The organism is Afipia sp. GW823-FHT06G09 (assembly GCF_058794875.1).
Genome location: NZ_JBXAHF010000006.1, coordinates 1 through 12,296, shown reverse-complemented (window position 1 = coordinate 12,296; position 12,296 = coordinate 1). Strand labels below are relative to the sequence as shown.

The window sequence follows — 12,296 nt, the reverse complement described above, 5'->3', positions numbered from 1 at the left end:
GTCTCCCTATCGGCTGTTGGCGGAAATCGCGGCAAGCGCCGCGGTCACATCGGCGATCGTTAACGCCGCGTTCGTGCCGCCACCGCCGGTGTTGGTGGCGTTCTGGACTTGGGCGAGGTAAAAAATGACGTTGCCGTCGGTGTCGACATAGCGCGCGCTCACGCAGGAGGGGTCGGGCGACGAGCCGGGGGGCGTTATCGAGCAGACCGATGACGTTCGACAGGGATCGGCCGCCGTCCCGGATCCGATCATGCCGATGGGACAGACCGGGCCTGATGTCGCCTGCGCCGCAGTGGTCGTTGCGCGCATGCCAAGCGCCGACCGGCTCATGTCGCTCGTCATCGCCAGATTCAGGGCATTGAGCGCCGTCACCCAGAGATTGGCCGAGCTGATCGCGCTGTTCCAAGCAAGGTTGTTTTGCAGTCGAGCCGCACTGTTCATGTCGATCGCGGCCATCACCGTCGGCGCGGTTCCAACCTGCTGGCCGGCTGTCTTGAACGCCGATTGAGCCGCCGTCATTGTCGAGCCGCTGGCGTCGAGCCCGGCCACCACGTCCCCGCTCGACTTGAACAGGGTCTGGCTGTTGAGCGCAGCGCCCTGGGCGGTTGGATCGGGCGTCGCCGGCAGGTCGGGGCCGTAAGATTGAATCGCCTGGCTGCCAGCGCCGCTTTGCGGCTGCACGGTCGGATTGGTGATGTTCGCTTTCTTACCCGTCGTCACCGCGCATTTGACGCCGCTGTTGGCGTCCTGTCGCTGCGTGGTCACAGGCACGAGCTTCACGGTCGTGCCGGCCGTCTGCGAGCGCTGCGTCAATTGCGCTGCGTCGTTGACCGGAATATCCGCTAGCGCGGGCGTGGCGCCGGACAACAGGGCAGCCGCGACGATCGCAATCCGGAGCTTCATCCCTGGCTTCTCCCCATGAAAATCGGCAGCCACACGGCCGGGTCGTCGCCGACGCGCGCGCGGAGCGCGTCGAGCTCGGCGACCGTCTCGGTGCGCCCGGACAGCACCTTGATCATGTCCGGCATGCTGGCGAGGTTGAGCCGCGCCACGACGCTGTCGCGGCCATGCTTGATCAGAAACGAACGACTTTCCGGGACCGTGCCGCGGATCCAGGCGACCTCGCGTCCGGAGAGGCGAAAAGCCTTCTGGTAGCTTTCGTCGTCGGCCTTTGGATTGGGAAAGAAGATGTTGGTGCTGGTCTGTTCGATCAGCGTGTTCGACGCCTTCGACCGCACGATGTCAGCGGCAGACTGCGTGCCGAAACCGACGATGCCGTTTTGTTTGCGGATGGTCTTGAGCTTGTCGCGAATGAAGAAAGCGAACACCTCATCGTCGAGGAGGCGCCAGCCCTCATCGAGGAAAATCATCACCGGATCGCCCGTCAGGAGCTCGTCCGTCCTGTGGAAAATATACATGAGGGCCGCAGTCCGGATCACCGGATCATCGAGCACCCGCGTCATGTCGAATCCGAACACGCTTGACAGCAAGAACTGATCTTCCTCATTGTTGAACAGCCAGCCCCGCTGGTCGGGGCGCATCCAGCTCTCGAGACGCGCCAGCAGATCGCCCTCGCCGGCGCGGATCCGGCCGCGGAGCAGGGTCGAAAAGGCCTTGAGTGTCCGACCGGCCGGCCCGCCGGTGAGGGCCGCGGCGATCGCGTTGCGGATCACCTGCTCCTCCGACGCACTCAGATCTGCTCCGTTCGCCGGGCGCAACATGAAGGCGAACAGCTGATAGAGGAACTCGCGATTGGGTGCGCTATCTGGCAGCGACAATGGATTAAATCCAGTCGCCTCACCGGGCACGAGGGTCTCGTATTGACCGCCGAGCGCCCGGATGAAGATCTCCGCGCCGCGATCCTTGTCGACGAACAGCAGCTTGGGTCGCGGCTGTACACGCTGGGTCTGCGCCGCGATAAAGGACAGAAAGACCGTCTTTCCCGATCCGGTCGGTCCCACGACGGTGAAGTTGCCGATGTCGCGAACGTGATGGTTGTAGTAGTAGGCGGTCTGCGACGTTGTCTCGAACACCGAGATGGCGGGGCCCCAGTGGTTGCCGTCAGGCCGTCCGCTCGGATAATTATGTAATGACGTAAATCCCGCAAAATTCTTCGACGAAATCACGCCCTTTCGCGCGATATAGGCAAAATTGCCCGGCAGCTGCGCCCAAAAGGCCGCCTCGCAATTGAGGTCCTCTCGGGTCCAGATCACCGAACGATCGGTGAGCGCCGCGCCGACCGCCGTAACTGCGGCCCCGACCTCGCCGAGGTTGCGGCCCAGGCACATCACCGTCATGTGGTGCTCGCCATAGATCGCCTCCGACGCAAGCAGTTCGTCGCGCGCGTCATCGAGATGCTCAGCGACGATTGAGCCGGCCTCGTCCGACATATCGACCTGGCGCGACACGCGGTCGATCTGCTTGGCGGCTTCGGGACGGTCGACGATGGCAAAGGTTTGTGTCGCGATGAACTCGTGCGGAACACGCAATAGATTGTCGAACGAGCCGGGACCGGTCTGCGCCGGGTATTCGCGGATCGAAACCATGGCGCCGAAACGGGTATCCTCGGGTCCGGCGCCGCGGATCTCGATTGCGTTGCGACCGAAAAAGAGTCGCTTCATCGAGAGCGCATCCGCGATGTTCATGCGCGGGAGGTGCATCGGGCGCGGTATGCCGCCGTTGAGCAACTGCACGAGGAACTCCAACGGCTCGGAAAACCATATTCCTTCGCGGCGAACCACGCCCAACTGGCGTGCCCCGTATCCGGCGAGGTTCTCGCGAACCGCAGTTGCGGCGTCACGAAGCTCGGTCAGCGCCGTTTGCCCGGCGACCGACTCGCCAGCCTCGTCCTTGCGGCCGAGCAGCTTCGTCAGCATGACGTCGAAGGTCCCGGCCTGGCCCTGCAGCGGGCGCCGGACGATGGTCAGGTAAATGTCGTTGACGAACATGCGCCGCTGGGACAGCGCCGCATCGTAACGCTCGTCGAGTTCGCGACACAACGGATTGTCGAAGGTCGAGTCGATCCGTGGCTGTACCTCGCGCCGGATGATGTGGGCGGCCAATGCGAACCGCGAATTCGCGAGGGTGCGGACGACGTCGTTGCGGCCCAGCAGGCGCGCGTTGACCTCGCTCATGTCCGAGGTCTCGAATGAATAGCCGTCGAGCTTGAGGATGGTCATCACGAGGCCATCTCGCGTCTTAATGATGTGGTCATCGACGTGCCGGGTATAGGGCAGGTGCGATGCGACCGGACGCTCACGCCGTGAGACGGCGCCGTAGGTCAATTCATCAAGCAGGGCACGCGCGACCATCGCGAATCCTCACGCGGAGTAGCTGTCCGCGGCCCAGAAGGCGCGCGAACGAGGTGGACATTTCGTGGATTTGACGAAGAGGATTTCGAAAATGCGGTCGTCACGGAGCGTCATGACGTAGCCGAACAGATGCAGCGGGATCGCGAGCAACAGCATGAAGAGATTGTGTGAGACCAAGAAGCACACGCTGGAGACCACGCCGTTGAACATGAAGTACATGTACGGCACGCCCATCAGGGTCGGCGCGCGCGTCAGTGCCTTGACGAGCGGTGTGATGAGGGGATCCTCGAGCTCGTTCTCTGTCATTGCCCCACCGCCGACTGGAAGAACTGCACGATCTGCGCCGAGCCGAACACGAGAACGATCCCGAAGATGACGCTGCCGGCGATGCCCCAGGTCAGTCGTCCGGACCATGCGAAGAACCCGCAGGCGATGACGGCAAGCGTTGCCAGCGCCGTGGCGATCGGCCCGGTGAGCGCCGACACCAATTGCGTCAGCGTGGACTGCACAGGCTGCAGCGTCCCGCCGCTCGATTGCGCCGCGGCGTCCGCGATGCTTCCCACCAAGAGCGCCCCCGCAAGCGGCCAGCGCGATACCCATTTCCTCATCCGATCCTCCGTTTTCAATCGACGTGCATGACGAATCCGTCGCTCCAACCCGCCTGAGGCGCTGCTTTCTCCACCGGAGGCGCGGCGGCGGCCGGCGTCCCGGGCTCGATCAGGTCCGGGCTGCCCATCGGGTTGCGCGCGTCGCGATGGGGCGCGCCGCCTGGCGTAGGCCAGAGGTAGAAGTCGTTGATGACCTGAGCGACGAACCGCACTGTCTCGGGAAACGGAGGAACGCCGCGGCTGTCTTCCACGGCGCCTTCGCCCGCATTGTAGGCGGCGAGGATGAAGAGCGGATTCCGATACTTCTCATGCAGAGCGCGAAGAAAGCGGACGCCGCCGCGCACGTTGTCCGCAGGATCGCAAAGATCAACCTTGAAGCGTCGCGCCGTCTCCGGTTTCAATTGCATCAAGCCGAATGCGCCCTTGTCGGACAGTGCGATCGAATTGAAGTGGCTTTCCGCCTTCGCGACCGATTGCACAAAATCTGGATAGAAATTCTCCTCTGTGGCGATGCGCACGACCAGCGCGCGCGCCGCCTCCGGCGCCATCGCCTTGGCGTCGGCGCAGGGAGCGGTTGCGGCAAAGGCGGTATCGATTCGTTCGATTGCAGGAGGCGGCGTATTAAGGGGCAGGATTCGGCCCGAGGCGTCGACGGCGGCCAGCCTGGGCGGCGCAGCGGCATCCTGCGCGCTTGCGGTCCCGAGAACCGCCAGGACGCTGCACCCGAGCGCTGCGATGCGAGTCGACATGCCACCCCGCCTCCATTTTCTAATAGACAATATATTGAATGTTGATAACTTGGCAACAGGATTAAACCATGCGTCCCCTGCTCTGACTCCCGGAGGATGGATGAAACGCGGTGCAGTTCTGTTGACGGCCGTCGGCCTTTTGTGCGCGTTCGGCATCGCCGTGAGCGCGCGCGCGCAAGATGCGTCATTCGGATGCAAGGTCCTGCTATGCACGGCCGCAAGCGCGCCGGGCTGGTCGGGCATCCCCTATTGCGTGCCAGTCATGCAGACCCTGTTCCGCCAGTTGGCGAAGGGCGGCGGTTGGCCGACCTGCTCCGAGGGGAATGCCAGCGGGCTTGGCTACGAGCCCTATCAGGCGTGTCCGGTTGGGCTGACCCCCGTTCAAGCATCGTCGGACGGCGGAGCAGGTCTCTCCTCCGCGCCCAACGGCAATCTTTGCGCTGATCTTTCAAAGCCGCAACAAGTCTGTACGGGCGGCGACGGCGGTTGCACCACGACCTACCCAACGACGGCGCGAGAGTCGCGGAGCGATCCTTACTACGTCGACATCAACACGGCGAACGGCGCCCAGCGCTTCTATTTCTCCTTGCAGGGCTACTAATATGGGAAGAGCTGGGATTCTCGCCGTCGCCATCGCGCCGGTTCTGGCGTGGAACGCCGCAATCGCAGGACCCGCCGCATCGCGATGGTTCCCAGTCCCCGTAAATGCTCTCTATCTGACCGGCGACAGCTGGTCCGACGGTGGCGTCACCTATCGCCTCTATGGCGTTCAATCCTGCCTTCGCGGAACGAACTTCACCAACGCGCACGGTCTCCAACGCGACTGCGGAGAGGCCTCGCTTGCCATGCTGGTGGCGCTCATCCGCGATCTGCGACCGCATTGTTATGACGCTGCCGAGCAGCCTGGGACCAAAACCATCTTCGTGTTCTGCGTCGCGAGCCGCACGACCGGCGCCGGCGCCGGATCACGGATCGATCTCGGCACGGCGCTGATCGCCACGGGTTTCGCCTTCGCCGCCCTGAAGCCAGATGGTCAGCCCGCGCACGCGCCGTACTTTGTCGCGCAGCTTGTCGCGCAACGCGCCAACGCGGGTTTGTGGGCCTTTCCCGACCTGCCCGAACCGAATGCCATCATCCTGCGTGCCCTGCATGAGCAAACGCCGACAGCCTCACCTGAGGCGCTAACGTCATCTCCGCAAACGCCAACACCTTGATAGCCATCCAGCAACTTCGGGAGAGAGACTATGAGAACGACGAATCTTTTCATCCTGCGGGGCCGCGTCGGTCAGACCCCGAAGGCCTTCAACAAGGCCGCCAAGATCAACGTGGCGACCGACCGCGCATGGACCGACGGCAAAGGCGAACGGCGCGAGGAGACGGATTGGGTGACGGTCACGATCCTCAACGAAAAGGCGGCGGAATGGGCGATCGCGAACATCGCCAAGGGCGACGCTGTCTACGCCGAATGCCGGGTGGCCGATGGATCCTACAAGAAAGATGGTGAAACCATTTATACGACCGACATCATCGCCAACGTCTTCCACAAGCTCGATCTCGGGTTGCGCGATGAGGTCGCATAAACTCCTTGCTGGCGTGCTGTCAGGTTTTGCCGTCTTCGCCGGTCACGCGGGCCTTGCGCAAACACTCAGCCCGACCCCTGGCCTCTACTTCCCGAGAGCCGCCGTTCAGTCGCCGCCGCTGCGCGTCGAGGTGATCGACGGAACACGCTTCCGCGATATCGAGACCCAAGCGGTCTATCGGCTCTATGGAATCGACACCTGCGCACCCGATCAAACCGCGCGCCTCGGCCGCCAGCTTTGGCCCTGTGGCACGATGGCGACAGCCTGGCTCGCCACGGCGACGCTCAACGCCTGGCTTGCCTGCAGAACCTTGCGCGACGAGGCCGGTGAGCATTTGGTCCGATGTGCCTCGGCCGGTCATCAAGATATCGCTGCGGATATGGTGCGTGAGGGCGTCGCCGTCGCCCGTCCGTCGTCGCCGGACGACCCCGGCGTCCGCGCTTATGAGTTGGCCGAGCAGGACGCTCGCAAGGCGTATCGCGGTCTGTGGTCAAGCACCTTTCAGATGCCTTGGGACTGGCGCGCGGCTCCGGACGCCAAGCGCCAAGCCGCGCGGCAGGGCGAGGCGACGCCGTGATTCGCCCGGCCCATAGCGTGATCGCGCCCCTGCTGATCGTATTGGCGGGCTGCGCCGCGCCGGCGGCGCCTGTCGTTGAACTTGGACCACCGGCGCCCGAACCGCTCTATAGTCCCGAACAGGTCAAGCCGGGCCGCCTCGAATATGCACCGGATCGCTCGACTTTCGCGCCCCTGCTGACGGAACGATTTTTTTACCCGACGCAGCCCGAGGCCAACGCAGCCTATCTTCGTCTGCTCGCGGCAGCGCCGGGCGATCGCAGCTACCCTGCCTCGATCTGGTTGTTTGGATGTAAGCCCGGCGCGCTCGATGAACAGACCGCGCGCGTCACACGATACCGGGGTCCGGTCGTCCATTGTGCGACGGATTTTCTGGATGGATCCGGACGGCGATTGCGGCGCGAAACCGCGAATTATTATTACTACGCCTCAGTGTGGAACATGCAGTCCGTCTATCCACCGCGTGTCGCCGCGCCGTGGCGCAATCGCGAGCGGTCGCCCAAGGACTTCTGGTGGTGGGTGCCTGGCCGGCCTCGCTACGAATAGGAGGACGGGTCGTGCGTGGCGGGCCGGCGTCGACAAAGCAGAGACAATATATTAGATGTTATCATCGCTCCAGAGCTGCTTTGAGCAATTGACGGGACGCGGGGCAAGCACCCTGATCGCGGGAATAATGATGATGATCGAGCTCACCACTGCTGCTCATCCCCAATCGCTCACTCCCGATCCCGCGGCGTGGCGACCGATGTCATACGCCAACCTTCAAAAACCTTCATCGCAGACGGCGACCTATGTCGACATCTGGAAAGACGCCATCGAGGCAAATAATCGCGCTTACAAAGCACGGGGCGATCTCCGGTTTTCCGGCGGCAACGCCCCGGTGACGGAGGCCCACTTCGTCATCTGGAGCGCCCGGCGTTCCGTCGTTCTCAGCGTTCTCGACACCGCAATCGAGTGCTCCGTCAAGCAGGTCGCGCCGGACGCCCATGCAACAGTAAAGCTCTGCCCGATGCGGATCGCGATCTATGAGGATTTGCAGGTCAAGACGATGGATGGCGGCCGTGGCTGCTTTCTCGAGCTCGCGCCGGGAGCCGCGCCGGACCCCGAGGCATCGGTGGCCTATGCGTCTTACGACGTTGCCACAAAGACAGTGAAAACCGGAATGATCGTCAACCACAAGGCCGTGGACGGATGCTCCCTCGAGCTTCCGCTGTATCGCCAATGAAGGTCCGACTCACAACGCCGCGTGCCGATGCGCACACCAACCAGCCGCCGCCCCCAGGGCGTGCCGGCGTCGCGTGCTTTTCGTTGCAGGAGAATCGCTCATGAATCCTCGACATCTCTTATCGATCAGCATTGGCGTCTTCGCCATGGTTTCGGTCGCAACGCCGTCCGTCGCGGCCGATGCCGCCTTTGCCTACAAGACGTCGTATCGGAACGTCACCAAGGATCCGGACAATATCTGGACCGGCGACGCGCTCGCGCCCAATCCGAAGGGCACCGTGACCATTCATGAGTACCAGCTTCGCACGAGCCAGGGCGACTGGTTGATCTCGCAAATCTGGAACGAGGATTGCTCGTCGGGCACGTGCCCCACGCGTCTTGTCCAGATTGGGCCCGATGGGCATCGCGCAATCCTTGTCGATGACATGATGCACCAGATCGTGCCACTCAACGACCCACGCTATGCGGGTGCGCCCGCGACGAAAGCCCAAACCGAGTTCGCAGAGCACCCTTTCCTGCTGAGCGATGACGGCAAGACCCTCCTGAATGGCGATTACAAATTCCAGCTCGCCGGAGGCAGACCGTGAGCGTCTCAACAGCCATCCGGCAGGTGCTCGTCGACGCAGGTCTCCTGTTGTGTTTTTCTGCCGCCGCAGCCCTTGCCGGTCAATCCGCCGCGAGCCTCACGGCCGCCGGGATCCCTTCCAATTGCGCCGATTTCGCCGCCAAGGTATCCAGCAGTGAAGGTAATTTCGGGACCACCAACCAATATGGTTGCCTCGGTGCCTTCCAGTTCTGCCCGGGCACCATCGAACGATACTACAGTGGCAGCGCCCAGAGTTTCCTCAACAGTCCATCCGCGCAGACCGCCGCCTGGACGCAATATGAGGAGAATTCCTGGGGCCAGGCACAGAAGAACGGGTTGACCTCGCTTGTCGGTCAGCAGGTGTGCTCGGGCGGAAAATGCGCGACCATCGATCAGTCGGCGATCCTCATGGCGTGCCAGTTCGGCTGCGGGGCGAACGGAAAGCTCGCCAACTATGCGGCAAGCGGAGATTGCAACGCCCGCAATGTCAAGGACGGCAACGGCGTGAGCGTCTGCACGTATTTGGTGCGCGGATCAGGCTACGACGTCTCGTGCTTCACCGGCCAGCAATCCGCGGTGTGCGCGCAGACGCCGACCGGACCTGGGGATTTTCCAACTTCGACTGGCATCGCCGCGAACCCGCCCGCGGCCGGTAGCGCCTCGATCGTCGTCGCCCCGACCGACGTCTAGGCGGCGCCTTGTCGTCAATTTCTCTCCGAGGGATCGCGGATGATGAAATCGGCGAAGGCGCGCAGTTGCTCTTCGGTCGCACCGCAAAGATCGCCGCCGCGATAGTGCGCATGGACAAGCGCCCAGAACACCACCTCATCGGAACGGCCTGCAAATAACGCCTTCTGCAGCGTTCGTCCAATGAGTGTCACAGCACGCGCATGGTCGTATCGTGTGCGCAGTTCTTGAGCGACGATCTTAGTATCGGCGGTTCGAATCACCTGACGTTCCTCCTATCCTTTCTTGATGTGACGTGACGCGCGGCGCTAAGCCGCCGAAGGCAGCAGGTCTGGCAGCACCGGGTCATCACATCCGCGTGCCTGGCGGATCGTGGCGAGCGTTTCGCGATTGAAGGACATGCGCAGCGCGACCACCTCATCGCGGCCGATGCGCTTGGGAAAGCCCAGCGGTCGTACGAAGAACCGCAACTGCATGGCGATCACCATCAGACGCCAATCGATCGCGACCGTGACAGTGTCGACCCGGTGTGCCATCCCCCATTCGACGACGCCTTGCGCGAGCTCGAGAAAGGGGCCATCCGCACGCGGCCGCATCTCGCGGCTGCCCGGGGCAACACAAAAGCGCGTCCACTCGAAGACGCGCGGACCGCGCGGCGGACGGCGATGACACAGATCGGTCAGGACGTCGCTGAGGAGATGTGGCCTGGTCGTCGGCAGAAGACGCTGATACCCGACGATCTCGTCGCCACGAAGGCAGATCTGGTGAATCGCATGAACATCGTCGAAGCGGTCGCGCTCCAGGCCGTCCGGCTGGCGCAGGTCCATCCAGCCCTTCTCGTCGACAAAGATCGAATGACGGAAACGGAAGACTCGATCCATCAGCGAGGCGTGCCGACTGATGTCCGAGCCAGGAATGACGATGAGCATTGAAGACTCCTCAGCTTGTGGGACAAGCCGAGTTGGTCATGAACCGAATCGGAGCGGTATGGTCACAAAGCACCATTGCGCGACGGTTCGCTCACCGGTTGCACAACCTTAGAAGGCTTCTGATCATGGGGTGGTTTCCAGTCGGTAAGTCACAGAGCCAGCAGTTCACACGATGGCCAGATCCAAATCCGTGAGGATCGTCGCAAGATCGCCGCGGCAATCGACGAGGCGTGGCGTCGCGACCGCCACCAGCTTTGGTAAAGCCCTGTCGAAGACAACGACGTTCGTCTCGCCGTTGAGCCGCGAGTCGTACATCAGGCCGTCAGGTTTCGTGTCGTGCGCCCAAAGCGCCCGCGACCAGACGCGGGCAAGACCCTGCGCGCTTGCGCGCGCGACGTCGGTCGGAATTCCCATGCGAACGAGACCATCGCCACGCAGGTCGACGACCCTTAACGCAGCCTCGACCCGGACCTCGGCGCAGCTCCACGCCTCGAGCTCCGCCCATTCGATCGGGAAAGTATGGGTTCGGGCGACACCTCGGTCCCGCAGAATCGTTTCGACGAAACACACCTTGATGCTGCTGCCGAAGTAAACGACGCCGAAACGCTCCGGCGGGACCAACGTCGTCTCGGGATCGCTGAACCGGCTCGGGCCGAAACCATAGCCAAGCGCGTCCGGGAAGCGGCTCTGGTAAAGCCGCCGCCATGCCGCGCCACGCGCGACGTCGACAAGCGACAGCGCGCGCGATGCAAACCCGGCCGGCGGCAACGGTCCTGGCGACGACCCGGTCAGGAGAAGGCGCCTCTGCCGATGGTCTCCGCGGTTGCCATCACGTCGGCGATGCGGCCGGCGCGAAGTGCCTCGAGCCCGCTGCGGCCGTCAAGTTCGCCATGCCCTTCGAGCAAAAAACGGTAGATCGTCCACGGATGATCTCCCAAGACCTCAAAGAGTTGCGGCAGGCTCGGGATCAGGCCGCCCGACTCGCTGACTTGCCACTTTGGAAAGCGGACGCCGCGCTTCGGGCCTTCGAGACCAAGCACCTCGTGGCGCCGCCGTTTTTTATGCACCGTTTCACGGGTCGCGCCGATCTCCTCGGCAAACGCATCCGCCGACAGCATGTCCGTGCCGTTCAAGATTTCAGCGACCCGCGCAGAGCCGCGCTGACGCGCGGCTGCCAAGGCCGTATCAAGCATATCGCCCTTCGGGGGTGAGACCTCCTCGACCGCGATCTGCGGAGCCGCAGCCTTGGGATCGACCACGACGGTCATCCGCACCGACCTGCCGGTCCGTTCCGCGTGCTTCATGGCGTTCGCATAACCGGACAAGAGCCCTCGCGCCGCCTTGCGGCTGGCGACGTCCTTTCCGATCGACCCGAACGAGGTTGCAAAGCCGAGCGTCAGCGGCTCGCGCCGCGCGGCGCGTTTCCGCGCATTTCCGCGCTTTTTCTGTGTGACAGTCATGAGCCACCTCCAATCAATGCTTCGCCCAATATGGTGGCTTTCGTCAGTTTCGTCAACTTCGTCAGGACGGCTGGGGCGGGCCGCCTTCCCTCACCTCGGCGGGCGTCAGTTGGGTGAGCGGCCGCGACAACAGGGGTGATCTTCAGGCGGCAAGGCAACCCCTTGACCGGTCGGCACAAATCCGAGCTCGTCGCAAAGATCGCGAAAGGCAGCTCGGCAGCGCTCTTTCTCGGCCTCTGCGGCATCGCACTGACGCTGCTGTTGTTCGGGGGACACATCTTCCGTCCGGCAGACAGGGCAGGTCGCCCGGTGGGCGATTCGCTCCCACGCCACCAAAGCGGTCACATATGCCCGGTGCGCGGCGACGGTTCGCGCCTCCAGTGATCCCTCTTGAGCTGATCTCAGCTTGGGCACCGCATGTTCCCCGGATAAGGATTTGTCTGCGGTACGCCCCCGCAAACGATCCCTCGCTGACTCTTGGTGATCGGGGAGTTGGAAACCGTACGAAACGGCCCTGTGGCCTTTAGTTCGGGTGAACCTGTTGCATACGCCACAGGCTCCCCGACCATAAGGTCAAGGAGTGCGG

The 12,296-nt window shown here is 63.2% G+C and carries 18 protein-coding genes; 8 read left to right on the top strand and 10 right to left on the bottom strand.

The genetic code is table 11. The features are described 5' to 3' along the window. Positions 1-6 precede the first annotated feature (6 nt). From AC1Q67_RS22965 to AC1Q67_RS22945, 5 genes are read right to left on the bottom strand one after another with little or no spacing between them, the layout of a single operon-like run. Positions 7-903 (bottom strand): hypothetical protein, encoded by an 897-nt coding sequence (locus AC1Q67_RS22965; RefSeq protein ID WP_492237510.1) that lies wholly within the window; start codon positions 901-903, stop codon positions 7-9. After that, entirely contained in the window at positions 900-3,311 is a 2,412-nt protein-coding gene (locus tag AC1Q67_RS22960) for a VirB4 family type IV secretion/conjugal transfer ATPase (protein ID WP_492237509.1), read from the bottom strand. Before AC1Q67_RS22960 ends, AC1Q67_RS22965 begins: the two co-directional genes overlap by 4 nt. A gap of 9 nt (positions 3,312-3,320) precedes the next feature. Continuing rightward, positions 3,321-3,617 carry a VirB3 family type IV secretion system protein gene (locus AC1Q67_RS22955; RefSeq protein WP_492237508.1) on the bottom strand — a complete coding sequence of 99 codons (297 nt, stop codon included), beginning with the start codon at positions 3,615-3,617 and terminating at the stop codon, positions 3,321-3,323. Continuing rightward, on the bottom strand, positions 3,614-3,919 hold the full coding sequence (locus AC1Q67_RS22950; protein ID WP_492237507.1) for a TrbC/VirB2 family type IV secretion system protein: 306 nt from the start codon (positions 3,917-3,919) through the stop codon (positions 3,614-3,616). The genes AC1Q67_RS22955 and AC1Q67_RS22950 overlap by 4 nt, the downstream gene beginning before the upstream one ends. A gap of 14 nt (positions 3,920-3,933) precedes the next feature. Then, positions 3,934-4,668 (bottom strand): lytic transglycosylase domain-containing protein, encoded by a 735-nt coding sequence (locus tag AC1Q67_RS22945; RefSeq protein WP_492237506.1) that lies wholly within the window; start codon positions 4,666-4,668, stop codon positions 3,934-3,936. 100 nt (positions 4,669-4,768) lie between these two features. Between AC1Q67_RS22945 and AC1Q67_RS22940 the strand changes: the two genes are divergently transcribed. From AC1Q67_RS22940 to AC1Q67_RS22905, 8 genes are all read left to right on the top strand, one after another. Next, the gene (locus tag AC1Q67_RS22940) at positions 4,769-5,269 is read left to right on the top strand and encodes a hypothetical protein (protein ID WP_492237505.1); all 501 of its coding nucleotides are present in this window, start codon (positions 4,769-4,771) and stop codon (positions 5,267-5,269) included. Between the two features lies 1 nt (position 5,270). Then, positions 5,271-5,882, top strand: coding sequence for a thermonuclease family protein (locus AC1Q67_RS22935; protein ID WP_492237504.1), 612 nt, complete (start codon positions 5,271-5,273; stop codon positions 5,880-5,882). A gap of 30 nt (positions 5,883-5,912) precedes the next feature. Beyond that, complete coding sequence (locus AC1Q67_RS22930; RefSeq protein ID WP_492237503.1) at positions 5,913-6,248, top strand: single-stranded DNA-binding protein; 336 nt, start codon at positions 5,913-5,915, stop codon at positions 6,246-6,248. Continuing rightward, on the top strand, positions 6,235-6,825 hold the full coding sequence (locus AC1Q67_RS22925) for a thermonuclease family protein (protein WP_492237502.1): 591 nt from the start codon (positions 6,235-6,237) through the stop codon (positions 6,823-6,825). Before AC1Q67_RS22930 ends, AC1Q67_RS22925 begins: the two co-directional genes overlap by 14 nt. After that, positions 6,822-7,370, top strand: coding sequence for a hypothetical protein (locus AC1Q67_RS22920; protein WP_492237501.1), 549 nt, complete (start codon positions 6,822-6,824; stop codon positions 7,368-7,370). Before AC1Q67_RS22925 ends, AC1Q67_RS22920 begins: the two co-directional genes overlap by 4 nt. Before the next feature lie 55 nt (positions 7,371-7,425). Then, positions 7,426-8,049 carry a hypothetical protein gene (locus AC1Q67_RS22915; protein ID WP_492237500.1) on the top strand — a complete coding sequence of 208 codons (624 nt, stop codon included), beginning with the start codon at positions 7,426-7,428 and terminating at the stop codon, positions 8,047-8,049. Between the two features lie 100 nt (positions 8,050-8,149). Continuing rightward, positions 8,150-8,635: a hypothetical protein gene (locus tag AC1Q67_RS22910; RefSeq protein ID WP_492237499.1), complete on the top strand. Its 486-nt coding sequence runs from the start codon at positions 8,150-8,152 to the stop codon at positions 8,633-8,635. Continuing rightward, a complete protein-coding gene (locus tag AC1Q67_RS22905; protein WP_492237498.1) occupies positions 8,632-9,324 on the top strand; it encodes an acyltransferase in 693 nt (230 codons plus the stop codon). Before AC1Q67_RS22910 ends, AC1Q67_RS22905 begins: the two co-directional genes overlap by 4 nt. A gap of 14 nt (positions 9,325-9,338) precedes the next feature. Here AC1Q67_RS22905 and AC1Q67_RS22900 read toward each other — a convergent pair whose 3' ends face one another. The 5 genes from AC1Q67_RS22900 to AC1Q67_RS22880 all read right to left on the bottom strand — a co-directional run bounded on the left by AC1Q67_RS22900 (position 9,339) and on the right by AC1Q67_RS22880 (position 12,124). Continuing rightward, positions 9,339-9,584: a hypothetical protein gene (locus AC1Q67_RS22900; RefSeq protein WP_492237497.1), complete on the bottom strand. Its 246-nt coding sequence runs from the start codon at positions 9,582-9,584 to the stop codon at positions 9,339-9,341. Between the two features lie 45 nt (positions 9,585-9,629). Further along, positions 9,630-10,250, bottom strand: coding sequence for an acyl-homoserine-lactone synthase (locus AC1Q67_RS22895; protein WP_492237496.1), 621 nt, complete (start codon positions 10,248-10,250; stop codon positions 9,630-9,632). A 165-nt stretch (positions 10,251-10,415) separates the two neighbouring features. Then, positions 10,416-11,018 (bottom strand): RES family NAD+ phosphorylase, encoded by a 603-nt coding sequence (locus tag AC1Q67_RS22890; protein ID WP_492237495.1) that lies wholly within the window; start codon positions 11,016-11,018, stop codon positions 10,416-10,418. A 20-nt stretch (positions 11,019-11,038) separates the two neighbouring features. After that, a complete protein-coding gene (locus tag AC1Q67_RS22885; RefSeq protein WP_492237494.1) occupies positions 11,039-11,710 on the bottom strand; it encodes a hypothetical protein in 672 nt (223 codons plus the stop codon). A gap of 105 nt (positions 11,711-11,815) precedes the next feature. Further along, complete coding sequence (locus AC1Q67_RS22880) at positions 11,816-12,124, bottom strand: transcriptional repressor TraM (RefSeq protein ID WP_492237493.1); 309 nt, start codon at positions 12,122-12,124, stop codon at positions 11,816-11,818. Positions 12,125-12,296 lie beyond the last annotated feature (172 nt).

Excerpts from the sequence above, each read along its gene's own strand:
- AC1Q67_RS22965 (WP_492237510.1), bottom strand. The coding sequence starts at position 903 with ATGAAGCTCCGGATTGCGATCGTCGCGGCTGCCCTGTTGTCCGGCGCC.
- AC1Q67_RS22960 (WP_492237509.1), bottom strand. The coding sequence starts at position 3,311 with ATGGTCGCGCGTGCCCTGCTTGATGAATTGACCTACGGCGCCGTCTCA.
- AC1Q67_RS22955 (WP_492237508.1), bottom strand. The coding sequence starts at position 3,617 with ATGACAGAGAACGAGCTCGAGGATCCCCTCATCACACCGCTCGTCAAG.
- AC1Q67_RS22950 (WP_492237507.1), bottom strand. The coding sequence starts at position 3,919 with ATGAGGAAATGGGTATCGCGCTGGCCGCTTGCGGGGGCGCTCTTGGTG.
- AC1Q67_RS22945 (WP_492237506.1), bottom strand. The coding sequence starts at position 4,668 with ATGTCGACTCGCATCGCAGCGCTCGGGTGCAGCGTCCTGGCGGTTCTC.
- AC1Q67_RS22940 (WP_492237505.1), top strand. The coding sequence starts at position 4,769 with ATGAAACGCGGTGCAGTTCTGTTGACGGCCGTCGGCCTTTTGTGCGCG.
- AC1Q67_RS22935 (WP_492237504.1), top strand. The coding sequence starts at position 5,271 with ATGGGAAGAGCTGGGATTCTCGCCGTCGCCATCGCGCCGGTTCTGGCG.
- AC1Q67_RS22930 (WP_492237503.1), top strand. The coding sequence starts at position 5,913 with ATGAGAACGACGAATCTTTTCATCCTGCGGGGCCGCGTCGGTCAGACC.
- AC1Q67_RS22925 (WP_492237502.1), top strand. The coding sequence starts at position 6,235 with ATGAGGTCGCATAAACTCCTTGCTGGCGTGCTGTCAGGTTTTGCCGTC.
- AC1Q67_RS22915 (WP_492237500.1), top strand. The coding sequence starts at position 7,426 with ATGTTATCATCGCTCCAGAGCTGCTTTGAGCAATTGACGGGACGCGGG.
- AC1Q67_RS22910 (WP_492237499.1), top strand. The coding sequence starts at position 8,150 with ATGAATCCTCGACATCTCTTATCGATCAGCATTGGCGTCTTCGCCATG.
- AC1Q67_RS22895 (WP_492237496.1), bottom strand. The coding sequence starts at position 10,250 with ATGCTCATCGTCATTCCTGGCTCGGACATCAGTCGGCACGCCTCGCTG.
- AC1Q67_RS22885 (WP_492237494.1), bottom strand. The coding sequence starts at position 11,710 with ATGACTGTCACACAGAAAAAGCGCGGAAATGCGCGGAAACGCGCCGCG.